Source organism: Pandoraea sp. SD6-2 (assembly GCF_000389825.1).
In the GTDB taxonomy this organism is placed as follows: domain Bacteria; phylum Pseudomonadota; class Gammaproteobacteria; order Burkholderiales; family Burkholderiaceae; genus Pandoraea; species Pandoraea communis.
The window spans coordinates 215,320-237,516 of sequence record NZ_KB944456.1; the positions used below are offsets into that span (position 1 = coordinate 215,320).

Annotated in this window: 20 protein-coding genes; 8 read left to right on the forward strand and 12 right to left on the reverse strand. The window is 63.5% G+C overall.

The features are described from left to right. The first annotated feature begins 84 nt into the window (after window positions 1-84). Genes C266_RS23045 through C266_RS23055 form a run of 3 tightly spaced genes read left to right on the forward strand, consistent with a single transcriptional unit; the run spans window position 85 to window position 2,999 of the window. Window positions 85-654 carry an AfsA-related hotdog domain-containing protein gene (locus C266_RS23045; RefSeq protein ID WP_010806902.1) on the forward strand — a complete coding sequence of 190 codons (570 nt, stop codon included), beginning with the start codon at window positions 85-87 and terminating at the stop codon, window positions 652-654. Window positions 655-696: 42 nt separating this feature from the next. Continuing rightward, entirely contained in the window at window positions 697-1,503 is an 807-nt protein-coding gene (locus tag C266_RS23050; RefSeq protein WP_010806901.1) for a fatty acid desaturase, read from the forward strand. Between the two features lie 11 nt (window positions 1,504-1,514). Next, window positions 1,515-2,999: an NAD(P)/FAD-dependent oxidoreductase gene (locus tag C266_RS23055; RefSeq protein ID WP_051126519.1), complete on the forward strand. Its 1,485-nt coding sequence runs from the start codon at window positions 1,515-1,517 to the stop codon at window positions 2,997-2,999. 82 nt (window positions 3,000-3,081) lie between these two features. Here the strand turns inward: C266_RS23055 and C266_RS23060 are convergent, their stop codons facing one another. Then, entirely contained in the window at window positions 3,082-3,900 is an 819-nt protein-coding gene (locus C266_RS23060) for a class I SAM-dependent methyltransferase (RefSeq protein WP_010806899.1), read from the reverse strand. A 147-nt stretch (window positions 3,901-4,047) separates the two neighbouring features. On the opposite strand from C266_RS23060, the gene C266_RS23065 reads away from it, so the two are divergent. Continuing rightward, window positions 4,048-4,869, forward strand: a complete 822-nt coding sequence (locus C266_RS23065) for a helix-turn-helix transcriptional regulator (protein WP_010806898.1) — start codon at window positions 4,048-4,050, stop codon at window positions 4,867-4,869. A gap of 34 nt (window positions 4,870-4,903) precedes the next feature. Here the strand turns inward: C266_RS23065 and crcB are convergent, their stop codons facing one another. Both crcB and C266_RS23075 read right to left on the reverse strand, forming a co-directional pair. Further along, window positions 4,904-5,302: a fluoride efflux transporter CrcB gene (crcB, locus tag C266_RS23070; RefSeq protein ID WP_010806897.1), complete on the reverse strand. Its 399-nt coding sequence runs from the start codon at window positions 5,300-5,302 to the stop codon at window positions 4,904-4,906. Between the two features lie 102 nt (window positions 5,303-5,404). Beyond that, window positions 5,405-6,094 carry an orotate phosphoribosyltransferase gene (locus tag C266_RS23075; RefSeq protein ID WP_010806896.1) on the reverse strand — a complete coding sequence of 230 codons (690 nt, stop codon included), beginning with the start codon at window positions 6,092-6,094 and terminating at the stop codon, window positions 5,405-5,407. Window positions 6,095-6,452: 358 nt separating this feature from the next. Between C266_RS23075 and C266_RS23080 the strand changes: the two genes are divergently transcribed. Further along, window positions 6,453-7,691, forward strand: a complete 1,239-nt coding sequence (locus C266_RS23080) for an MFS transporter (protein ID WP_010806895.1) — start codon at window positions 6,453-6,455, stop codon at window positions 7,689-7,691. Between the two features lie 322 nt (window positions 7,692-8,013). Next, window positions 8,014-10,293: an NADP-dependent malic enzyme gene (locus tag C266_RS23085; protein WP_010806894.1), complete on the forward strand. Its 2,280-nt coding sequence runs from the start codon at window positions 8,014-8,016 to the stop codon at window positions 10,291-10,293. Between the two features lie 128 nt (window positions 10,294-10,421). Here the strand turns inward: C266_RS23085 and C266_RS23090 are convergent, their stop codons facing one another. Beyond that, window positions 10,422-13,988 (reverse strand): indolepyruvate ferredoxin oxidoreductase family protein, encoded by a 3,567-nt coding sequence (locus tag C266_RS23090; protein WP_010806893.1) that lies wholly within the window; start codon window positions 13,986-13,988, stop codon window positions 10,422-10,424. A 597-nt stretch (window positions 13,989-14,585) separates the two neighbouring features. On the opposite strand from C266_RS23090, the gene C266_RS23095 reads away from it, so the two are divergent. Next, the gene (locus C266_RS23095) at window positions 14,586-14,795 is read left to right on the forward strand and encodes a hypothetical protein (protein WP_010806892.1); all 210 of its coding nucleotides are present in this window, start codon (window positions 14,586-14,588) and stop codon (window positions 14,793-14,795) included. A 219-nt stretch (window positions 14,796-15,014) separates the two neighbouring features. Beyond that, window positions 15,015-15,503, forward strand: coding sequence for an Lrp/AsnC family transcriptional regulator (locus C266_RS23100; protein ID WP_010806891.1), 489 nt, complete (start codon window positions 15,015-15,017; stop codon window positions 15,501-15,503). Window positions 15,504-15,589: 86 nt separating this feature from the next. On the opposite strand, the gene C266_RS23105 is transcribed toward C266_RS23100, so the two are convergent. The 8 genes from C266_RS23105 to paaA form a co-directional block, all read right to left on the reverse strand. After that, window positions 15,590-16,177, reverse strand: a complete 588-nt coding sequence (locus C266_RS23105; protein ID WP_370855818.1) for an N-acetyltransferase family protein — start codon at window positions 16,175-16,177, stop codon at window positions 15,590-15,592. A 310-nt stretch (window positions 16,178-16,487) separates the two neighbouring features. After that, window positions 16,488-17,144: a TetR/AcrR family transcriptional regulator gene (locus tag C266_RS23110; RefSeq protein ID WP_010806889.1), complete on the reverse strand. Its 657-nt coding sequence runs from the start codon at window positions 17,142-17,144 to the stop codon at window positions 16,488-16,490. Between the two features lie 9 nt (window positions 17,145-17,153). Beyond that, the gene (locus tag C266_RS23115; protein ID WP_010806888.1) at window positions 17,154-17,942 is read right to left on the reverse strand and encodes a DUF1835 domain-containing protein; all 789 of its coding nucleotides are present in this window, start codon (window positions 17,940-17,942) and stop codon (window positions 17,154-17,156) included. 202 nt (window positions 17,943-18,144) lie between these two features. Continuing rightward, entirely contained in the window at window positions 18,145-19,233 is a 1,089-nt protein-coding gene (gene paaE, locus C266_RS23120) for a 1,2-phenylacetyl-CoA epoxidase subunit PaaE (protein ID WP_010806887.1), read from the reverse strand. 85 nt (window positions 19,234-19,318) lie between these two features. Further along, window positions 19,319-19,894, reverse strand: a complete 576-nt coding sequence (paaD, locus tag C266_RS23125) for a 1,2-phenylacetyl-CoA epoxidase subunit PaaD (protein ID WP_051126531.1) — start codon at window positions 19,892-19,894, stop codon at window positions 19,319-19,321. Window positions 19,895-19,938: 44 nt separating this feature from the next. Further along, on the reverse strand, window positions 19,939-20,742 hold the full coding sequence (paaC, locus tag C266_RS23130; protein WP_010806885.1) for a 1,2-phenylacetyl-CoA epoxidase subunit PaaC: 804 nt from the start codon (window positions 20,740-20,742) through the stop codon (window positions 19,939-19,941). 59 nt (window positions 20,743-20,801) lie between these two features. After that, window positions 20,802-21,098 carry a 1,2-phenylacetyl-CoA epoxidase subunit PaaB gene (paaB, locus tag C266_RS23135; protein WP_010806884.1) on the reverse strand — a complete coding sequence of 99 codons (297 nt, stop codon included), beginning with the start codon at window positions 21,096-21,098 and terminating at the stop codon, window positions 20,802-20,804. Window positions 21,099-21,139: 41 nt separating this feature from the next. Further along, window positions 21,140-22,147 carry a 1,2-phenylacetyl-CoA epoxidase subunit PaaA gene (paaA, locus tag C266_RS23140; protein WP_010806883.1) on the reverse strand — a complete coding sequence of 336 codons (1,008 nt, stop codon included), beginning with the start codon at window positions 22,145-22,147 and terminating at the stop codon, window positions 21,140-21,142. Window positions 22,148-22,197: the final 50 nt, after the last annotated feature.

Sequence of the window (22,197 nt, forward strand, 5' to 3'; positions counted from 1 at the left end):
CCCCCCCCCCCCCCCCCAGCTCGCCCGTCGCGGTTCGCGACGACGGGCATTTCACCCCCCCGAAAGCCCTTGAACGGAGTCGCCATGAACCTTCAGCCCCCCTTGACGAGCCGTGTTGCCGGTCTGCCCGGTGGTAACGGTACCGAAGCACTCGCGATGCCCAGGACACTGGATCACACACTGGTCCACAAGTCCGATCCGGCCAATGTATTCGTGGCGTCGATCATGCGCACCGACGCCACACCCGACGGATACGACTGCTTTATCGCGAACCTTCATATCGACCCGAGTCATCCCTTCTTCTTCGAACATCCCCTCGACCATGTACCGGGTCTGATGCTGATCGAAGCGAACCGACAGGTCGGGACGGCAATCTCACACCGCTTCTATGAGGTTTCGCACGATCTGGCCTTTGTTCTGAATTCGCTGGACGTGGTATTCGAACACTTTGCCGAATTGAGCGCCCCTCTGTTGGCACGATTCGTCATCGTCGCCAAGGCCTACCGGCGCGATCACCTGTCTGCCCTGACTTGCGAAAGTCAGTGGCTGCAATTCGATCGTCCGGTCGGCACGATGAATGCGCGCTGGAGCTTCTCACCACCGGCGTTGCTCGCCCGGCTGCGCCGTAACGCCGCCGCCGGCGAAGTCCATTGAGGCGCGCTCGCCTATCGAGGTCGAGCGGCGCAAGGAGGCATCATGAGACATCTCGCCCGTTGGCTAGGGTTGCATTATCAGGAGGATCTCGCTCCGCTTGCGCTGGTGGCGGGAACCGCGGCGGCGCAGGTGACAGGTTACCTATTCGCGCATGAACTGAGAACGGCGATCGCGTGGGCGGCACTGCTGTTGCTGCCCCAGATCGCAGTATCCACTGCAGTGCATAACCAATCGCACGTGGGCATGTTCTCGAGCGGATGGCGCAATCGGGTGCTTGAACTTGTGATGTGGCTGGAAACCGGCATGTATGCCGCGAAGTTCCGGCTGCATCACAGCCGGGGCCATCACCTGCATTACACCGAGCCGGAACGCGACCCGTCACGCTGGATAGATGCCGGCGGCCGGCGGATGTCGCGGCTTGCTTACATCGCTCACTATTTCTTCACGTACAACTATCACGTGCTGCGCATCGGGCGCACGTGCAAGCGTCTGCGTCAACGTTGCCTCGGGCAAGTGGCAGCCAGCTACGTTGTGCTAATCGGGTTGCTCCTTCACGACCCGCGCAACGCGCTCATCTTCTTCGTCGCACCGATTGTGCTGGTATGGCTGAACTTCATTCACATGACGTACGACGATCATATCGATCTCTACTCGCGAGATCCGTTCAAGGCGTCGCATACGAAGGCCAACATCTGGCTCAATCTCGCGTTTTTCAACAATGGGTATCACCTCGCGCATCACGTGCGTCCGGGGTTGCATTGGAGCCGGCTTCCCGCGTTTCATCGGCAAATCGAGCATCAGATCGATGTGCCGGCATCGCAGAGCGGATTGAATCGCTGGTTCCGATAACGAGGCACGCCATGACTTCAACGACGTCGGTAGGGGCTATGCCCTGCGGCACAACGTCCGCCGCAACGCGCGCGATTGTTATCGGTGGAGGAGTGGCCGGGCTGCTTGCGGCGCGGGTGCTGACCGGGCACTTCGAAGAGGTGTGGCTCGTCGACCGCGACGAATTGCCCGGTGCACCGGGGCCGAGGGCCGGCGTGCCGCAAGGTCAATTTGTGCACCAGTTGCTCATGCGAGGGCGGCGCACGCTGGAGGCCCTGTTTCCCGAGCTTGGCCAAACGTTGCTGGACGCAGGCGCCGTGCCGCTCGACTGGTATCGGTCGGTACGCTGGTTCTCGGCGGCGGGTTGGATGCCTGCGGCGGGCGAGGGTTTCGTGACCTGGTCGACGAGCCGCGACCTGCTTGAGTTCGCGGTGCGTCAACGCGTGCTGGCCGAGCGGCGCGTCAGTGTCCTGCCAGGGTGCGAAGTCACCGGCCTGAGCCTCGACGCCGGGCAGACGCACGTTTGCGGTGTCACGATTCGACAACGTCCCGGCGTATTGGCGGGTTGTCCCGGTGGTGTCACGACACTGCCTGCCGCTTTCGTCGTCGACGCCAGCGGCCGAAATTCGCACACGCCCTCGTGGCTGCGCGCGGCCGGCTTCGACATGCCGCGAGAGACCGTTGTCGATGCCCGCGTCGGCTATGCGAGCCGCCTGTACGCGGTGCCGAAGCGCTCGCCATGGCGGGATTGGCAGGCGTTGGTGGTGCATGGCCGTCCGCCCGACTGCCCGCGCAGCGGCACGATTTTTCCCATTGAGGGAAATCGGTGGATCGTTACCTTGACGGGTGTCGGCGGCAACTATCCGCCCGGTGACGAAGACAGCTTCGTTGCTTTCGCGCGCAGTCTGCGAGTGCCGGCGCTCCACGACGCCATCGCCGCTGCCGAACCCATATCGGCGATTCGCCGATTTCGCCAGACGGAGAACCGGGTGCGGCACTTCGACGAGATGACGCGCTGGCCCAGAGGCTTCGCGGTACTGGGCGATGCCGCCTGCTGCTTTAACCCGGTGTATGGGCAGGGCATGACTGTGGCTGCGCTGAGTGCGGTGGCGCTCGATGCCCATCTGTACGTACTTCGCAGTGCTGACGCTGCGCCGGGGAGTCTGACGTTGCAACGCGTGCTGGCGCGTGTCGCACGGCATGCCTGGACGTTCTCGACCGGTGTCGATTTGCGTCAGACTGGGCAGAGAGGGGCGGCGCATTGGCGTGCGCGGCTCATGCAACGCTACGTGGAGTTACTGCTCGGGCTGGCGGTAGACGACGCGGCGATATACCGCCGGTTTCTGCACGTCATGCACATGGTGGAGCCGCCGAGCGCACTTTTTGCGCCATCGGTCGCGGCTCAGGTCGCATTCAAATTCGTCTCTCGGCAGATCGCGCCCGCTCTCGCCCCGAGGTGCGCGGCGTCACCGGGGAAGTCCGATGTGATCGGCGTCAAAAAAGCGGGACCGAAGTGACGCCAGACGGTTGGGGTGCCCGGCGTGGGTGTCGCACTCACGCCGGGCTTTGCGCTTTTCACTTTCCGATGACCCGGAATCCTCAGCCGACAACCAGTTCGAGCGTGAGCGTGTCGAGCGTGAACGATCCGTCGTCCTGAATCTTGAAGTGACGGCGCACGTCGTCGGCCATCGCCGCCTGCAACGCACGAATGGCCACTTGCATCGGCACCGGCGTGCGCATGCGTGTCGTCCAGGTCTTGAAGTCGAGTTCGAGCGTGCGCGGCGTGAGCGACGCCACCGAGAAACCCGCACTTGCTGCCATCGTCATCCATTCGCTCGCCGCGTAGTCGCGCACGTGTGACGTGTCGCGCAGCACTTCCACCGCTTGCAGATACGTATCGAACAACGGCTGGCCGGTCGAGGCGACGTCGCAGATCACCACACGACCGCCCGGCTTGAGTACGCGGCGCATCTCGCGCAGCGCCGCGCCCACGTCGGCCCAGTGATGCGCACTGTAGCGGCTGAAGACGAGATCGAAGCTGGCGTTGCCGAACGGCAGCGATTCGGCCGCGCCGAGTTGCATGTCGACGTTCGTCAACCCGCGCTTCGCAGCCTCGCCCGCGACCACGCCGAGCATATCGGCCGACAGATCGTAGGCCACCACGCGCGCGGCATGCGGCGCGGTGAGGAAACTCACATGACCCGCGCCGCAGCCCAGGTCAAGCACCTGCGCCCCCGGGTGCGCGCGCACGATCGCAACGAGTTGCTCCAGATCGGCCCCCTGCGCGTGATTGGCGCTCGTCAGATAGGCGGACGCCTGCGGGCCGAACTGGCCGGTGACGACGGCGTTATGTGCGCTGTGCGCATTGCCGGTGTTGTGTGCCGCAGCGGAGTCGGTGGGGGGGTGGGTATCGCTCACGGGGAGTCTCCTTCGTCTATGGGGTGGGGGTGTCGGATTCGGCGATGTTGGGCTCAGGGGGCTTGCGCGACATCGATGGGTCTCACGATAATGGCTCACCAATACCGGTACAAGTTGCCTATTTATCCTGGTATGAAAACTACCCCTATGCCAACATCCGGCACCCTGCCGGCAGTGCCGTCCTCACCTGCCGATGATGCGCGCCAGCGCCGGGCGCTGGGAGATTTTCTGCGCGCGCATCGCGAGCGGCTGACCCCGGCGGCGGTCGGACTGCCGTTGCTTGGGCGACGCCGCACGCCGGGGCTGCGACGCGAAGAGGTGGCGCAGTTATGCGGATTGTCGTCGACCTGGTACACGTGGATCGAACAGGCGCGGGAGGTGTCGATTTCGGCAGGCGCGCTGGCCTCGGTGGCCAGCGCGCTGCGGCTTTCGCGTGCCGAACGGGCATATCTCTTCGATCTGGCGGGCAAACGCGATCCCGAGCGCGGCGCGGCGCCGTTACCGCATCACGCGGCGGCGCAGGTGCAGGCGGCAGTCGCCGCCGTGGCGGCGCCTGCCTATGCGCTCGACCGGTGCTGGGACGTCCTCGCGTGGAACGATGCTGCCGCAGACATCTTCCGGGGCTGGCTCGATATGCCCGGCGCGAAAAATCTGCTGCGCTACATCTTCCTCGACGCGGGCGCACTGACGTTGATTCAGGCGTGGGAGAGCCGTGCGCGACGTGTCGTGGCGGAGTTTCGCGCCGAATGCAGCGCATATCTCGACGACACCCCCGTGCGTGCGCTCACAGACGCCCTGCAACGCGAGAGCAGCGTGTTCGCCGCGCTCTGGTCGCAGCAAGATGTCGTGGAGCGCGAGGGCGGCAGGCGCGGTTTTCATCACCCTGTGCGCGGAGACATCGACTTTGCGCAGGTCACGTTCCGTTTATCGGGGCACGACGACGTCAAGCTCGTGATGTTGCTGCCCTAGCACGACGGCCGCGACGGCAATGTCGCCAAGTCCGTCAGATGGCGGGGCGCAGCCACTGCACGAACAGTGTGGCGCTTGCCATGCCGAGCAGCGTCATGATGAGCGAGCCTCCAACGTGAACGATCACGATGAGCGATGCCCAGCCCATCTGCCCTTCGCGCAGCAGCGTGGTGACTTCGGCCGAGAAGGTGGAGAACGTGGTGAGGCCGCCGAGAAAGCCGGTGACGATCAACAGACGCGACTCGACCGGGATCGATGGAAAGTGACTGAAGAGCGTGACGGCGATCCCGATCAGATAGCCGCCGCCGAGATTGGCCGCGAGGGTGCCGAGCGGGAGTGTCGGCAAGATCGCATTGAACTGCACGCTGAGTGCCCAGCGCAACAGCGCGCCGAGGGCAGCCCCGATGCTGATGGCGAAGACCGAAGCAAACATGGGTGACTCCTCTGCAAAGCGGATGCAGAAAAAAAACGGCCAGCCCTTTCGGACTGGCCGCTTTCGCCTCTCAAGCGAAGACTGCGGGCATTGCCACAGGACTCAGTCCTTCGGGAACGACGTGGCGCCGCCGTGCGCGCCCGACCACTCGGCCGGTGCATGCAGGAATTTCTCGACTTCGTCGAGCGTCTTCGTGTCGAAGTGGTTCTGCTGCTTGGCAACGCGCAGCACATCCCACCACGTCGCGAGCGAGTGCAGTTGGACGTCGATGTCCTTGAGCACCTGACGGCTCTCCGGGAAGATGTCGTAGTGGAAGATCACGAACACGTGATTCACGCTCGCACCGGCTTCGCGCAGCGCCTTGCAGAAATTGATCTTGCTGCGACCGTCGGTCGTCAGATCTTCCACGAGCAGCACGCGCGAGCCTTCCGGCAGATCGCCTTCGATCTGTGCATTACGGCCGAAGCCCTTCGGTTTTTTGCGCACGTACTGCATCGGCAGCATCAGCTTGTCGGCGATCCAGGCCGCGAACGGAATGCCTGCGGTCTCGCCGCCGGCCACTGTGTCGAATTGCTCGCAGCCGACGTCCTGAATGATGACGGCCTCGGCGAAGTCCATCAGCGTACGGCGCACACGCGGGTACGAGATCAGCTTGCGGCAGTCGGTGTAGACCGGGCTGGCCCAGCCCGAGGTGAAGATGTACGGCTTCTCGGCGTTGAAATGCACCGCGCCCACTTCGAGCAGGATCTTGGCGGTGATGTCGGAAATCGCCTGGCGGTCGATGCCAATCATGATGCGGTTCCTTAGCGTAGCTGCCCGCCGTGGGGCGTGCAGCCAGGAGTCATGGGTAAGTCGGCGGGGCGCCGCAGCGCGTAGGGCACTGAGGCAAAACGCCGTCTAAGGCGGCGGGTCTGCACGTCTTGCGACGATCGACCGGCGCTTGAACGCGAATTATGCCACAAGTTTCAGCAGATGCGAGGTCAATTATGCACTGAGCGTATATTTTCAACCCAAGAAATACGCGCGATGTGCCCGCACGGCGCATATGAGAAATCATCTCCGATAGATGAGTCCAAAAAAAGAGACAGTTGCCGAGCCTTTATGACAGGCATACACTCACGCCGAAAATTCAGACCCGTCGGACGCGCTCATGCCAAACGATTCCTCGCCCTCGCTTGCGGCTTCTGCCGTACCGCAAGACACCGCCTACGCGAACCGTGCCCTCTGGGCCTCGGCCATCGGCTATGCCATGGACGGCTTCGATCTGCTGATCCTCGGCTTCATTCTGCCGGCCATTGCCGCCGACCTCGCGCTGTCGAGCGCGCAGTCGGGGGCGCTTGTCACGTGGACCCTCGTGGGCGCCGTCGTGGGCGGCATTGTCTTCGGCATGCTCTCCGATCGTTATGGCCGCGTACGCGTGCTGTCGTGGACGATTCTGCTCTTCGCCGTGTTCACCGGCCTGTGCTCGCTCGCCCAGGGGTATTGGGATCTGCTGGCGTACCGGACGATCGCCGGCATCGGTCTGGGGGGCGAGTTCGGCATCGGCATGGCGCTTGCGGCGGAAGCCTGCGCGCCGGAGCGTCGTGCACGCGCCTCGTCGTTCGTGGGGCTGGGATGGCAGGCCGGGGTGCTCGCCGCCGCGTTGCTCACGCCGTTGCTGCTGCCGGTCATCGGCTGGCGCGGCATGTTCGCTGTGGGTTTGCTGCCCGCCGTCGTGTCGTTCGTCATGCGTCGCACGCTCGGCGAGCCCGAGATGTTCCTCGCCCAACAAAAGCAGCCGCGCGAACACGCGCCGCTCAAATTGCTGGTCAAGGATTGCGCCACCACGCGCGCGAGCCTCGGCGTGGCGATTCTGTGCTCGGTGCAGAATTTCGGTTACTACGGCCTGATGATCTGGATGCCGTCGTACCTGTCGAAGACGTTCGGTTACTCGCTCACCAAGTCGGCGATGTGGACGGCGGTGACGGTGCTCGGCATGGCGTTCGGCATCTGGCTGTTCGGGCGGTTGGCCGATCGCTTCGGTCGCCGCCCGACGTTCATCGGCTATCAGATCGGTGCGGTCGTGATGGTGTTTATCTACGCCCAGTTGCAGTCGCAGTTCGCGTTGCTGATCGGCGGTGCGGTGATGGGGCTGTTCGTGAACGGCATGATTGGCGGCTACGGCGCGCTGATTTCGGAGCTGTATCCGACGGCCGCACGTGCAACGGCGCAAAACGTGCTGTTCAACATCGGCCGCGCCGTCGGTGGTTTCGGACCGCTCGCGGTGGGGGCGCTGGCGGCCGCCTATTCGTTCAAGATGGCGCTCGTTTTGCTCGCCAGCATTTACGTGCTCGACATTCTCGCCACGCTTTTCCTGATTCCGGAGCGTCGCGGCGAGGCACTGAAGTAGGGCGCGATGGCGGTCAATCGCCCGCGCGGCAGGCGCCGCGTGCGGCATCATGCTTTTGGCGCAAGGTGTACACTTTGCGTCCTGCGGTGCGTCCGGCGCACCGTAAGTCTCACGATCCGGGCGCGCATCGGCGCGGCATGCCGGATCGGGGAAGCGGTGGCCATCACGCTGCCGCGTAGCGAAGAAAACCGTCGACGACACAATCGTCGAGTCCCTCCGGTTGTCTCTTCCCCGCCGTGATCCGTGAAAAGACGGTTGAGCCCGGACGCTGCCCGCATGCGGCACGGGGCCCGGCCGTCGCCCTGTCATTAGGTATCGAGATATGGATGAAGAACTGAAACAAAGCGCCCTGGCTTACCACGAGAATCCGCGTCCGGGCAAAATCTCGGTGACGCCGACCAAGCCGCTGTCGAACCAGATCGACCTGTCGCTGGCCTACTCCCCCGGCGTGGCCTACGCGTGCGAGGCCATCGCCGAAGACCCGCTCGCCGCCAACCGTTACACGTCGCGCGGCAACCTCGTCGGCGTGATCACCAACGGCACCGCAGTGCTCGGCCTGGGCAACATCGGTCCGCTCGCCGCCAAGCCGGTGATGGAAGGCAAGGGCTGCCTGTTCAAGAAGTTCGCCGGCATCGATGTGTTCGACATCGAACTCGCCGAACACGATCCGGACAAGCTCGTCGAAGCCATTGCCATGCTCGAGCCGACGCTCGGCGGCATCAACCTCGAAGACATCAAGGCGCCCGAGTGCTTCTACATCGAGAAGAAGCTGCGCGAGCGCATGAAGATCCCCGTTTTCCACGACGATCAGCACGGCACCGCCATCATTGCCTCGGCCGCTATCCTCAACGGCCTGAAGGTCGTGGGCAAGGATATTGGCAAGGTGAAGCTGGTCTGCTCGGGTGCCGGCGCTGCTGCCATCGCCTGCCTGGATCTGCTGGTGAACCTCGGCCTGAAGAAAGAGAACATTCTGGTTCTCGACTCGAAGGGCGTGATTCACACCGGCCGCGACAAGCTCGACGAGAGCAAGGCGCGTTACGCCGTCGCCACCGAAGCGCGCACGCTCGCCGACGCCTCGAACGGAGCCGACGTGTTCCTCGGTTGTTCGACCGCCGGCGTGCTCACGGGCGACATGGTCAAGACCATGGGCCCGAAGCCGCTGATTCTCGCACTCGCCAACCCGGAGCCGGAAATCCGCCCGGAAATCGCGAAGGCTGCGCGTCCGGACTGCATCGTCGCGACCGGCCGTTCGGATTACCCGAACCAGGTCAACAACGTGCTGTGCTTCCCGTTCATCTTCCGCGGCGCGCTCGACGTCGGTGCGACCACCATCACGGAAGAAATGAAGCTCGCCACCGTGCGTGCCATCGCCGAACTGGCGCAGGAAGAAGAGCAAAGCGAAGAAGTCGCGCGCGCCTATGAAGGCCAGTCGCTCGAGTTCGGTCCGGAATACATCATTCCGAAGCCGTTCGATCCGCGCCTGATCATCAAGATCGCACCCGCCGTGGCGCAAGCCGCGATGGATTCGGGCGTGGCCACGCGTCCGATCGCAGACATGGACGCCTATCGCGAACAACTCGGCACGACCGTGTATCGCACCGGCTTCATCATGCGCCCGGTGTTCGCCGCCGCCCGTGCTCGCTTCGGCAACGACGCCGCCCGCATCGTGTTTGCCGAAGGGGAAGACGAGCGCGTGCTGCGTGCTGCCCAGTTCGTGCTGGCCGAGGGCATCGCCAAGCCGATCATCATCGGCCGTCCGGCCGTCGTGGAAATGCGTTTGCAGAAGATCGGCTCGAAGCTCAAGCCGGGCGTCGATTTCGAGATCGTGAATCCGGAAGACGATACGCGTTATCAACGCTGCTGGCAGGAGTATCACAACCTCGGCGCGCGTCACGGTGTGACGCCGGAAGTCGCCAAGGCGGCCATGCGCAAGGACAACACGCTGATCGGTGCGATTCTCGTGCGTCTGGGCGAAGCCGACGGCATGATCTGCGGCATGATCGATACCTACCACCGCCATCTGGATGTGGTCGATCAGGTGATTGGCCGCGCGGCCGGTGTCGAGAACTACGCCGCCATGAACCTGTTGATGCTCGAAAAGCGCAACCTGTTCATCAGCGACACGTACGTCAACGAGACGCCGACGTCGGAGCAACTCGCCGAGATGACCGTGCTCGCCGCGAAGGAAATCGAGCGCTTCGGCATCGCCCCGAAGGTGGCGCTGCTCTCGAACTCGAACTTCGGCAGCGTGAAGTCGGCATCGGCACAACGCATGGCTCGCGCCTGCGAACTGCTCGCCGCGCGCGCACCGGCGCTGGAAGTCGACGGCGAAATGCATGGTGATGCCGCGTTGTCGGAGACGGTGCGTCGCGCCGCGTATCCGGCGTCGCGTCTGTCGGGCGAAGCGAACCTGCTCGTCATGCCGAACGTGGAAGCGGCGAACATCACGTACAACCTGCTCAAGATGACGGGCGGCGAAGGCGTGACGGTCGGCCCGTTCCTGCTCGGCTGCGCCAAGCCGGTTCACATCCTGACGCCGGCCGCCACCGTGCGCCGTATCATCAACATGACTGCCGTGGCTGCGGCCAACGTCAGCCGTTGATGATCGGGGCGGACATGGCGCCGGGGTGATCTCCGGCGTTACTGTGCGCCGACTGCGCAAAAGCGCAAAAAATCCCGCCAGACGCTCACGCGCTGGCGGGATTTTTGTTGGACTGCTGACTCAGCGAATCAAGCGGCCACGCGATGCGAACTGCCATCGCGGAACTGTGCCAGCAGCTTCGTCCATTTGATACGCGTGGCGGCGAGGTTCTGCTCCTTGATGTGCCCGTAGCCGCGAATCTCCTGCGGCAGCTCCGCCAGTTGTACGGCCAACGACAGGTTGCTCTCGTTCAGCCGCGACACCAGTTCGCTCACCAGCGTTTCGTACTCGCCGATCAGGGCCCGTTCCGTGCGGCGCTCCTGCGTGCGGCCGAAGATGTCGAACGCCCCGCCGCGCAGTCCCTTGAACTTCGCCAGCACACCGAACGCCTTCATCATCCACGCGCCATAGGCCTTTTTGACGAGATGGCCCTTGTCGTCGTGCTTGGCCAGCGACGGCGGCGCCAGGTGGAAGCGCAGCGTGAAGTCGCCTTCGAACTGCTCGTTGATCTTCTTCATGAATGCCGGGTCGGTGTACAGCCGCGCCACTTCATACTCATCCTTGTAGGCCATGAGTTTGTAAAGCGCCCGGGCGACGGCTTCGGTCAGCGGCATTTGCATGCCCTCTTGCGTGAGCGGCGTTTCGGCGGCGCGCACACGGTCGACGGTCTGCTTGAAGCGTTCTGCATAAACGCGATCCTGATACGCCACCAACTGGTCGTAACGGCGCTGGATCAGCATATCCAGCGCGCGCGGCGTATGCAGCGTAATCAGCTTGCCGCCGGCGGCAGACGACTCCGGCGTCTCGTTCTGCTGCGCCAGCCGACGCACCGACGCCAGATCGTGTGCGGCGCGACGGCCCCACTCGAACGCTTGCTTGTTCTTCTCGATCGCCACACCGTTCAGTTCGATGGCGCGCATGAGAGCGGCGTGCGAGAGCGGCACCCATCCCTTTTGCCACGCGTACCCGAGCACGAACGGGTTCGTGTAGATGGTATCGCCGAGCAGACGCAGCGAGAGGTGGTTCGCATCGACGAAGTCGACGCTGTCGCCGGCCGCCGCACGAATATCGTTCTCCGTGCTTGCGCCGGGGAAGCGCCAGTTCGGATTGCGGATGAACTCGGCCGTCGGTGTGTGCGCGCTGTTGACCACGATGTTCGTCACGCCGTGCTGCACGCGTGAGAGCGTGTCGTCGCTCGCCGTCGTAATGGCGTCGCACCCGATCACTACGCGGGCGTCGCCCATGGCGATGCGTGTGGCGTGAATGTCCTCCGGTTGCAGTGCGATCTGCACGTGGCTCGTCACCGCGCCGCCCTTCTGCGCGAGGCCGGTCACATCGAGCGTCGTGACGCCCTTGTTTTCCAGATGCGCCGCCATGCCGAGCAGGCCGCCGATGGTCACCACGCCGGTGCCGCCCACGCCCGTCACGAGAATGCCGTACGGACGCGTGATCGCCGGCAACGGCGGTTCAGGCAGCGGCGGCAGACCGCTGCTGTCGACCTGCGCCGTCTTGGGTTTGCGCAGTTGACCGCCTTCGACCGTCACGAAGCTCGGGCAGAAGCCGTTCAGGCACGAATAGTCCTTGTTGCAGGTCGACTGGTTGATCTGACGCTTCGTGCCGAATTCCGTTTCCAGCGGCTCGACCGACAGGCAGTTCGACTTCACGGAGCAATCGCCGCAACCTTCGCAAACGGCTTCGTTGATGACCACGCGCTTTGCCGGATCGGGGTACGCACCGCGTTTGCGGCGGCGGCGCTTCTCGGTGGCGCAAGTCTGGTCGTAGATCAGGATCGACGTGCCCTTGACCAGCCGCAGCTCGCGCTGCACGCGATCCAGTTCGTCGCGGTGATAGACGGGGACGTCGCCAACGAGCTTCACGCCGTCGTACTTTTCGGGTTCGTCGGTCACGATGACGATCTTCGCCGCACCTTCGGCATCGACCTGCGCCACGATCTGCGGCACGGAGAGCGTGCCGTCGACGGGCTGGCCGCCGGTCATGGCGACCGCATCGTTGTACAGAATCTTGTAGGTGATGTTGACCTTCGACGAGATCGCCGCGCGAATGGCGAGCAGCCCCGAGTGGAAGTACGTACCGTCGCCGAGGTTGGCGAAAATGTGTTCGTCGCACGAGAACGGCGCCTGCCCGATCCAGGGCACCCCTTCGCCGCCCATTTGCGAGAAGGTGTCGGTGCGGCGATCCATCCACACGGTCATATAGTGACACCCGATGCCGGCGATGGCGCGCGACCCTTCGGGCACATTGGTCGACGTGTTGTGCGGGCAGCCCGAGCAGAACCACGGCTTGCGTTCGACTGCGATGCGCGGCTTGGCGAGCGCTTGCTCCTTCGCCTCGATCACCCGCAGGCGTGCGGCGATGCGCTCGCGCACGTCGCTCGGCAGCTCGAACTTCTCAAGGCGCGTGGCAATCGCTTTGGCGATCAGCGCGGGCGAGAGTTCATAGTGCGCGGGCAGCAGCCAGTTGGCCATCGGCACGGACCACTCGCCACCGGCGCCGTCCTTTTCGTCGAACTTGCCGTACACGCGCGGACGCACGTCGTCGCGCCAGTTGTACAGCTCTTCCTTGATCGCGTATTCGAGGATCTGACGCTTCTCCTCGACGACCAGAATCTCCTGCAGGCCTTGTGCGAACGCGCGCGCACCCTGCGCTTCGAGCGGCCACACGCAACCCACTTTGTACAGGCGAATGCCGATGCGCTGGCACGTGGCTTCGTCCAGCCCCAGATCGGCGAGCGCCTGACACACGTCGAGATACGCCTTGCCGCCGGTCATGATGCCGAAGCGCGCGTGGGGCGAATCGATCATCACGCGGTCGAGCTTGTTGGCGCGTACGTAAGCAAGCCCCGCGTACCACTTGTAGTCGAGCAGACGCGCTTCCTGCACCAGCGGCGGGTCGGGCCAGCGGATGTTCAGGCCGTCGGGCGGCATGATGAAGTCGTTCGGCAGATGGATGTCGACATTGTGCGGATCGATCATCACCGAGGCGGACGACTCGACCACGTCCGTCACGCACTTCATCGCGATCCACAGGCCGGAGTAGCGGCTCATTGCCCAGCCGTGCAGACCGTAGTCGAGATACTCCTGAACGTTCGACGGATACAGCACGGGAATGCCGGCTGCCTTGAAGTCGTGCTCGGACTGATGCGCGAGGGTGGAGGATTTGGCGGCGTGGTCGTCGCCCGCGAGCACCAGCACGCCGCCATGCTTCGATGTGCCCGCCGAGTTGCCGTGCTTGAACACGTCCATGGAGCGGTCGACGCCGGGGCCTTTGCCGTACCACATGGAGAACACGCCATCGAACTTGGCAGGGTACAGATTGACCTGTTGGGAGCCCCACACGGCAGTGGCGGCAAGGTCTTCGTTCAGGCCGGGCTGGAAGACAATGTGATGGCTCGCGAGGTGCTGTTTCGCTTTCCATAGCGACAGATCCAGACCGCCGAGCGGTGAGCCGCGATAGCCCGAAATGTAACCCGCGGTGTTGAGCCCGGCGGCGGCATCGCGCGCCTGCTGCAACATCGGTAGCCGGACCAAAGCCTGGATGCCGCTCATGTAAGCGCGACCGCGCTCGAGCGTGTACTTGTCGTCGAGCGTGACCGATTCTAGCGCGGCCAGCAAACTCGGGTTGACGGGGGCGTTCATGGGGTGTGCTCCTCACTCTCACTGATTTTGGGATCGCCAAAACTTCCTGCCCCTCCCGCTCTCGTGAAGCAGGACGGCAGCGGTGAATGCCGGCCTCCGAATATCGCTTTACCCAGGTGTTCACTTGCGTGAGATCACCCGTCGAGCGGGGCCTTTTATCGTGATACTGATGCCAGTCGGACTTATGTTAGCACCGGTGTCAGGGCGGTGCCTGACGGGTAGGGTGACGTTTCATAGGTGACCGATCGGGGGCAGTATAACGAGGATTATGACGTTTACGTAAACGTCAGATGGATGGCGTAAACCCTCGTCCGTCGTTTCCGCCTTTGCCTCCTTATGCCACCCGCAGGTGCGACGTCGAGACGCATGGCCGCTTTCGGATTTCGCCTCAAAATGGCGGCATTGTGTCGCGATTATGTCGGCAAACGTACGTTTGTCGGTGTCTTCTGACACGAGGGTAACAACGTGTAACGGTTCGGCGTCGGCGGGAACAGACTGGGCAGAATGCCCACTAACGCTTTACCCGACACGTTGGGTACGTTCTTAGCGCACAGTCTGTGCGCCTAGCAATATAGCGATACGCAAGAAGGAGTCACTGTGAATCAACGAAACATTGCCAAATTCCTGCTGGTTTCCGCTTCGTTTCTGACCTTGGAAGTGAGCGTTGCTCGCGCCGACGAAATGGCGCGCGACAAAACGGCCGAACCTACCCCGATGACGCAGCAGCGAACCACGCAACAGCCGCAGCGTTACGAAGGCCCGCTCGACCAGCGCACGATCGATCCGCGAGAATTCCAGCGCCGCTAATGCGGCCCGATCCATGCTGAGTGCGTTGCCGTATCGGTGACACGCTCCGACCCACCAGGGCGCCGCCTGACCAGGTTGGCGCCTTTTTCTTTGTCTGTGGCGCTTCAGAGCGGGGCGAGGCTGTAATTTCCCGTAATCGTCTTGCTGGGGCGATGTCTTCCTGAAAATAAAGATGCTGCGCAATAATATTGCGCACACATACAAATAATGGGGAGAAAAATGTCGAAGCTGGAACTGGATAAGATCGATCGCCGGATCCTCGCCCTGTTGCAAAGCAATGGCCGGCTGTCCAATCTCGAAATTGCCGAGCAGGTCAGGCTGTCCCCGAGTCCCTGCCTGCGGCGCATCCGGCGTCTGGAGGAGGCCGGTGTCATTCGCGGCTACGTTGCGCTGCTCGAGCCAACGCGGCTCGGACTCGGCCTGCTCGCCTACGTCAACGTACGGCTCGACAAGCGGCATCCCGGTGACGGAGAGGGCGGCTCGGTCATCGAGCACTTCCGCCGCGTGGTCGAGACCTGGACGGAAGTCGTCGGCTGCTACGCGATGGCCGGCGACATGGACTATTTGCTGCGCGTGCATGTGCGCGACATGGCGCACTTCTCGCAATTCATGCAGACGCAACTGATCGTGCATCCGAGCGTCGTCGACGTCAAAACGAGCTTCGTGCTCGATCAGCTCAAGGAGACGACGGCGCTACCGCTGCCGTGAACCGGCGAACGCCGTCATTGTGACGAAGACAAAAAACCCGGCCAATCGACCGGGTTTCTTTTTTTGCGGGACGGCCGACGTGTCGGTCAGGCAGCACGCTCGTTCGGCAGGAGTGCCCCGAACAGGCGGCGGGCGTCGCGAAGCTGACGCTTGACCGCGTAATCGAAGGCGGCGACCTGATCCTGCATCATTTCCGAGAGCATCGACTGCGTGTCGGCCGGCGGCAGGCTCAAATAAGCATCGGCTTCGCCGTAAGCGAAGTTGATCTCCATGCCGGCCTTCTTCGCAATGCGCATCATGCGGGCGTTGCGCGAGAGGCAGTGCATATACAGCGTGTCGACGCGCTTGTTACGGCAATGGATGGCGGCACGCTCGAACAGACGTGAGCCGATGCCACGGCCACGAGCCGATTCGAGCACCGAGACGCCAAACTCCGCGACACGGCCGTTCTTGCCTTCCGGCAACTGGGCGACGTGGGCAACGGCGACGAGCGCGAGATTATCGTCGTAGACACCAAATACGCTGTCACGCGAGAAATCGAGGCTGGCGACGTAGCGAGTGATCACGTCGTCGCTGACGGCCTGACCGAAGCGCAGCAGGCGGTCTTCTTCGCCGAGCGCCAGAAAGTGGCGCTGGAGCCGGTGGATGTCGCCGGACGTCAGCTCACGAATCATCACGCTCGACCGCTCGTTGGCGGCAGTCGTCGCGCGGGCGACTTCGGGCGTGGGGTTCGGGGCAGTCATGGCGTAATCCTTGGGTATTCTTTAGTGCGTGTACTGAATTGTGCGACGCAAAAGAATTATACCTGATTGAGTAGGTAAAAACCCTAGGAAATAAATGCCTGCCGTGGAGGGAAATACCTAAGTCACTGAAGAGTGGCGTCTTTTCTCGATGTGGCTCTCGACGACGCTCGATGAGAGGTTGTTGCGAGGCAACAAAAAAAAGGCGACGAATCGCCTTTTTTGTAAGTGATTACTTGCTTCGTTAGGTGCGTGAGGGCGTAGCTGCGGTCGGGATGGCGGCTTCGATACCGCCGGGCAGCGGCGCGACGAGTCCGTGTTCGAGCACCGCGATGACCTCATTGGCGAAATCGCGGTACCGCATGCGGCCACCGGGTTTGAGCCATGTGAAGGTCCAGTTGATCATGCCGAACAGCATCATCGTGAGCGCGGTCTGATTGTGCTTGGCGACCCGGTCGGGGAACGCACGCGAGAGTTGACGGGCAAACGCGGCCACCACGTCACGCTGACGGTTGAGCACGATCTCCCGTTGCTCATCGTTGAGGAACTTGACGTCGTTGAGCAGCGCGATATGGCGCGTCTGCGACGTCTCGTACTCATCGAGAAACGCGCGAATCAGTTCGTGGAACGTATCGCGCTCGGACAGCCCGCGGCGTTGCCCAAGCGCCTCGACCTCGGTGACGATCAGCATCAGGCGCTTGGTATAGCGCTCTAGCAGATCGAACAGAATGGCGTCTTTGCTCGCGTAGTAGTGATACAGCCGGGCCTTGGACGTGCCGCATGCGGCGGCCAGCTCGGACATCGACGTGCTCGGATAGCTCGCGTGGGCGAAGGCCTCGGCGGCGACGTCGAGAATCTGTTCGCGCTGCGATTCATGATCGGGCGCTTTGGTACGTGCCATAAACGGGGGTTACTCCAGTCGTAGATCGCACGCGGCGGGCGCCGTGGTGTCGCCGCGCAACGCGAGTCGGCCTGCCGCACCGAGTTCGCGGCAGCGCCACAACAGAAAACTGTCGGTCGCAAAAAAGCCTTCGATGCGAGGCATCGTCTCGCCGAGGAACGCGGCCATCGGCGTCCAGGCAACGGGTGCCTGGGCCAGAATCTGGTCGTCGATCTCGGCGAATGTCGCGCCTTCGAAGGTGTTGTGCATCCAGCGGCGCACCTGCGTGTTCACTTGTTTGAGCGCCCGCCATTCCAGCGACAGACGGCCAATACGTAATAGCGAAATCGGGGCGATGCGCGCGAAGCGTTCGGCCAGCACTTCCGGCGCATACATGCCGACGCTGGTACGCCGTTCTGCGATGGGCGGTGTGCCGGGCGTTGCCAGGTCGCTGCCGCGCAGCACGACCTCGTTCAGACGGGCGGGTGTGTTGCGCAGCATGAATGCCACGCGGCGCAGCGTGAGTTGATCCGACGCGCTGTCGCCATGCCAGCAAACCACGGCATTGTCGCCCTCCACCAGACGTTGTAGCGATGCCAGTTCTTCGCGCAGCTCGCTGGCGTAATCGCGACCGGCAGACGGCAGCACGCGTTGCCAGAAGGCGGCCCGCTGCCGCTCGTTCTCGTCGACCTCGCGCAACGGGCCAAGGGCCAGATCGTCACGCAGGACAAGCACGGGGTCGGCGCGATGCGCTAGCGCCATCGCCGCACGCAACTGCTGCGCGGCGATATCGCCACAAACGACATGGATGGTATTCATGCCCGGTAGTTTACGGTATTCCCGCACCCTCGGGTTGACGCTCCCGTAATGCCCGAAATCATCGGCGCATTGGCGGGATTTCACGCATGTTCCGGCCGCGTGGAAGTGACGTTCCCACGGCGTGGCAAGCACGCATTCGACATGCCGGAGCCGTTGATGCGGTGGCTCCGGCGCACCGGTTCAGCGCAGGCCGGATGCCGGCTCAGCGCTCGTCGTAGCTCACCACGACGCGCTCGGTGAGCGGACGTGCCTGGCAGGTCAGTACGAAACCCTGCTCGACTTCGTAGTCTTCCAGCGTGTAGTTCTTGTCCATCGCCACTTCGCCCTCGAGTACTTTCGCACGGCACGTGCAGCACACACCGCCCTTACAGGCATAGGGCAGCGACAGACCGGCGGCCAGCCCTGTATCCAGAATGCTCTGACCTTCATACGGCTGGCGCAGGCGACGTTCCTTGCCGTCCATCACCACGACCAGTTCCGCCATCGGCGTATCTTCCGTGATGACGACCGGCTTCGCTGCGGCTTGCGGCGAGGGCACGCCGAACCGCTCGACGTGAATCTTTTCCTTGGCGACGCCGGCGGCGGCGAGCGCAGCTTCGGCGGCGTCCATCATCGGGCCCGGGCCGCAGATGAAGGCTTCATCGATGCTCGACGCCGGAATGAGCGTCTCGATGAAGGCGGTGCACTTGTCCTGATCGAGCAAGCCGTTGAACAGCTCGACTTCCTGCGCTTCGTCCGAGAGCACGTGATACAGGCGCAGACGGCCCAGATACGTGTTCTTCAGGTCTTCGAGCGCTTCGGCGAACATGATCGCGGGCACCGAACGGTTGCCGTAGACCAGCGTGAACTGACTGTCGGGCTCGGCAGCCAGCGTGGTCTTGATGAGCGCGAGCATCGGCGTGATACCCGAGCCGCCGGCGAAACCGACGTAGTGCTTCGCGTTGTTTGCCGCCAGACGCGTGAAGAAGCGCCCATCCGGCGTCATGACATCGATCTGCTGTCCCGGTTTCAACTGGTCGTTCGCGAAGTTCGAGAACTTGCCGCCCGGCACGCGCTTGATGCCCACGCGCAGTTCGCCCGTGGCTTCGTACTCGGGCACCCCGACGCAGATCGAGTAGGAACGACGGGCTTCTTCGCCATCGATCTCGGTCTTGAGCGTGAGGAACTGGCCTTGCGTGAAACGATAGGCGTCGCGCAACGCGTCCGGCACCGTGAAGGCGATGGAGATGGCGTCGGCGGTTTCGGGCCGGATTTCGCGGATGGTCAGCGAGTGGAATTGCGGGGTCGTCATCGTGGGCTTCCTTGCCGCCCGGCTGCGGGTGCCGACGGGCGGAGTGTCGGCATCGCTATGCGCGAAGCGGGATCAGTCGGGTCAATCAATAGGGCTTGAAGTAGTCGAACGGCTCACGGCACGTACGGCAACGGTAATGCGCTTTGCAAGCGGTCGAGCCGAAGGCCGATACGACTTCCGTGTCGGCCGAGCCGCAATGCGGGCACGGCACACCGTCCTTCGGCCGGCCGTAGAACGTGATCTTGCGTGGGGCATCGGCGGCTACGGCATGCGCGCCCGTGGGCGGGGCAATGCCGTAGCTGCGCAGCTTCTCGCGGGCTTCGGGGCTGATCCAGTCCGTCGTCCATGCGGGTGCGAGCACCGTCTTGACGTGCCACGGGCCGAGGCCCGCGCGCGTCATGGCTGCGGCAATGTCTTCGGCGATCTGCTGCATCGCCGGACAGCCCGAGTACGTGGGGGTGATCACGATCTCGAACGCGGTGTCGCCGCTGTCGTTCGCAACGACGCGCACATCGCGCAGAATGCCGAGTTCCCGGATCGACACGACCGGAATCTCCGGATCGGGCACCGCTTCGAGCGTCTGCCATGCGAGTGGCAGCGACGCCGCCGAGGCCGGCGTGAGCACGCCGGGCGCGACAGGCGGTGTGAGCGGAAGATTCATGGTCGTATCGGTGTCCAGAGCGGCAAACGAGCGCATCGCGAGGCTTACCAGGTCGCGCCGGGATGCTGGCGTGCCAGCCCCTGCATCTCGCCGAGCAGATAGCTCATGTGCTCGGAGTGACGACCCAACTTGCCGGTGCTTTCGAACGCGCCGCCGACCGGTGCGGTGAGCGTGGCTTCGGCGAGCGCGTCGTTCACCGTGGCTTGCCACGCGTCCTTCAGGCTGGCCATCGTGACGCCCGTACCAGCGGCAGCCACGGTGTCTTCGAGCGTGTCGTGCTTGAAGATCTCGTTCATGTACGGCACCAGATAATCGAGCGCGGCCTGCGCGCGGCGGTGCGATTCCTCGGTCCCGTCGCCGAAGCGCACGAGCCAGTCGCGCGCGTGATGCAGGTGGTAATGCGCTTCCTTGATTGACTTGGCGGCGATGGCGGCAAGCTCGGTGTCGGCCGACTGTGTGAGCGCTTGCCACACTTCGACCATCAGGGCCGAGTAGAGGAAGTTGCGCACGATGGTCACGGCGTAGTCGCGCTCGGCGGCAGTCGTGCCGGCGGTCGGGCCATAATGGGGCAGCTCGACGAGCGTCCAGTTACGGAACGAGAATTCGTCGCGCCAGAAGGCGTAGTCGTCTTCCTGCTTGGTGATGCCGGTGAGATCGGTTTCGACCTTGGCGGCGTGCTGATAGAGCATGCGCGCCTGACCGATGAGATCGAGGCTCAGGTTGGTGAGCGCGATGTCTTCTTCCAGCACGGGGCCGTGACCACACCACTCCGCGTTGCGCTGACCGAGGATCAGCGCGTTGTCGGCGAGGCGCAGCAGATAGGACAGATGTTCCTGCGTCGGTTTCATGTTCTGGGGTCTCGCATGGGGCGCGCCGTGGGCATGGAGTTGCATGGGCGCGCTGCCGCTTACATGTGGTTCACTTCTTCCGGCAACTGGTAGAAGGTCGGATGGCGGTAGATCTTGTCGGCGGCCGGATCGAACAGCTCGGCCTTGTCTTCCGGGGCCGACGCCGTGATGGCGTTAGAGGGCACGACCCAGATGCTCACGCCTTCCTGACGGCGCGTGTAGACGTCGCGCGCCATGCGCAGCGCCATCTCGGCGTCGGCGGCGTGCAGACTGCCGCTGTGCTTGTGCTCGAGGCCCATCTTGCTGCGTACGAACACTTCCCAGAGGGGCCATTCCTTGTTGCTTGCTTGCGTCATGATCGTTCCTGATGTCTTGTGAGGGGCTGGCCGGATGCGGCTCACGCGGCCTGTTTTTCGGCGCGCTGGCGCTGCTTGGCGGCGTGCGCCAGGGCAGCGTCGCGCACCCAGGCGCCTTTCTCGTGGGCGGCCACACGGGTGCCGAGACGTTCCTTGTTGCACGGGCCTTCACCGCCCACCACGCGCCAGAATTCGCTCCAGTCGATCTCGCCGTAGTCGTGGGCGCGGCGGCTCTCGTTCCACTTCAGATCCGGATCGGGGAAGGTCACGCCGAGCACCTTGGCCTGTTCGACGGCGGCGTCGACAAACTTCTGGCGCAGATCGTCGTTCGAGATGCGTTTGATGCCCCACTGCATGGTTTGCGTGCTGTGGATCGACTCCTTGTCACTCGGGCCGAACATCATGAGCACCGGCCACCACCAGCGGTTCACGGCTTCTTGCACCATGTCGCGTTGGGCTTGCGTGCCGCTCATCATCGAGAGAAGGGCGTCGAAGCCCTGACGCTGGTGGAACGACTCTTCCTTGCACACGCGAATCATGGCGCGCGCGTACGGACCGTACGAACAGCGGCACAGCGGCACCTGATTCATGATGGCGGCGCCATCGACGAGCCAGCCGATCACGCCGACATCGGCCCACGTGAGCGTTGGGTAATTGAAGATGCTGGAGTACTTGGCCTTACCGGCGTGCAGCGCGTCGATCATCTGGTCGCGCGACGTGCCGAGCGTTTCGGCTGCGGAATACAGGTAGAGGCCATGACCGGCTTCGTCTTGCACCTTGGCGAGCAGAATCGCCTTGCGCTTGAGACTGGGCGCGCGCGAGATCCAATTGCCTTCCGGCAGCATGCCGATGACTTCGGAGTGTGCGTGCTGCGAGATTTGGCGCACGAGCGTCTTGCGGTACTCGGCGGGCATGTAGTCCTGCGGCTCGATCTTCTGATCGGCAGCGACGCGCGCGTCGAAGCGGGCTTGTTGCTGCTGCTCCGCCTCGCTCAGGGCGCGCACGCCCTTGGGGCTGTTGCCGGCCAGATCGATGGCTTGCGTATACATAGAGGAAGGCCTCCGCGGCATGTGGGATATGGACGTATTATAAACCGACC

What these genes read in the sequence shown, in the direction of transcription:
- C266_RS23105 (WP_370855818.1), bottom strand. Translation starts at nt 16,177, where the DNA reads ATGATTCGTGAGCTGACGTCCGGCGACATCCACCGGCTCCAGCGCCAC.
- paaB (WP_010806884.1), bottom strand. Translation starts at nt 21,098, where the DNA reads ATGACGCAAGCAAGCAACAAGGAATGGCCCCTCTGGGAAGTGTTCGTA.
- C266_RS23100 (WP_010806891.1), top strand. Translation starts at nt 15,015, where the DNA reads ATGTCGAAGCTGGAACTGGATAAGATCGATCGCCGGATCCTCGCCCTG.
- paaE (WP_010806887.1), bottom strand. Translation starts at nt 19,233, where the DNA reads ATGACGACCCCGCAATTCCACTCGCTGACCATCCGCGAAATCCGGCCC.
- crcB (WP_010806897.1), bottom strand. Translation starts at nt 5,302, where the DNA reads ATGTTTGCTTCGGTCTTCGCCATCAGCATCGGGGCTGCCCTCGGCGCG.
- C266_RS23065 (WP_010806898.1), top strand. Translation starts at nt 4,048, where the DNA reads ATGCCAACATCCGGCACCCTGCCGGCAGTGCCGTCCTCACCTGCCGAT.
- C266_RS23050 (WP_010806901.1), top strand. Translation starts at nt 697, where the DNA reads ATGAGACATCTCGCCCGTTGGCTAGGGTTGCATTATCAGGAGGATCTC.
- C266_RS23075 (WP_010806896.1), bottom strand. Translation starts at nt 6,094, where the DNA reads ATGATTGGCATCGACCGCCAGGCGATTTCCGACATCACCGCCAAGATC.
- C266_RS23115 (WP_010806888.1), bottom strand. Translation starts at nt 17,942, where the DNA reads ATGAATACCATCCATGTCGTTTGTGGCGATATCGCCGCGCAGCAGTTG.
- paaD (WP_051126531.1), bottom strand. Translation starts at nt 19,894, where the DNA reads ATGAATCTTCCGCTCACACCGCCTGTCGCGCCCGGCGTGCTCACGCCG.
- C266_RS23080 (WP_010806895.1), top strand. Translation starts at nt 6,453, where the DNA reads ATGCCAAACGATTCCTCGCCCTCGCTTGCGGCTTCTGCCGTACCGCAA.
- paaA (WP_010806883.1), bottom strand. Translation starts at nt 22,147, where the DNA reads ATGTATACGCAAGCCATCGATCTGGCCGGCAACAGCCCCAAGGGCGTG.
- C266_RS23110 (WP_010806889.1), bottom strand. Translation starts at nt 17,144, where the DNA reads ATGGCACGTACCAAAGCGCCCGATCATGAATCGCAGCGCGAACAGATT.
- C266_RS23085 (WP_010806894.1), top strand. Translation starts at nt 8,014, where the DNA reads ATGGATGAAGAACTGAAACAAAGCGCCCTGGCTTACCACGAGAATCCG.
- C266_RS23090 (WP_010806893.1), bottom strand. Translation starts at nt 13,988, where the DNA reads ATGAACGCCCCCGTCAACCCGAGTTTGCTGGCCGCGCTAGAATCGGTC.
- C266_RS23055 (WP_051126519.1), top strand. Translation starts at nt 1,515, where the DNA reads ATGACTTCAACGACGTCGGTAGGGGCTATGCCCTGCGGCACAACGTCC.
- paaC (WP_010806885.1), bottom strand. Translation starts at nt 20,742, where the DNA reads ATGAAACCGACGCAGGAACATCTGTCCTATCTGCTGCGCCTCGCCGAC.
- C266_RS23045 (WP_010806902.1), top strand. Translation starts at nt 85, where the DNA reads ATGAACCTTCAGCCCCCCTTGACGAGCCGTGTTGCCGGTCTGCCCGGT.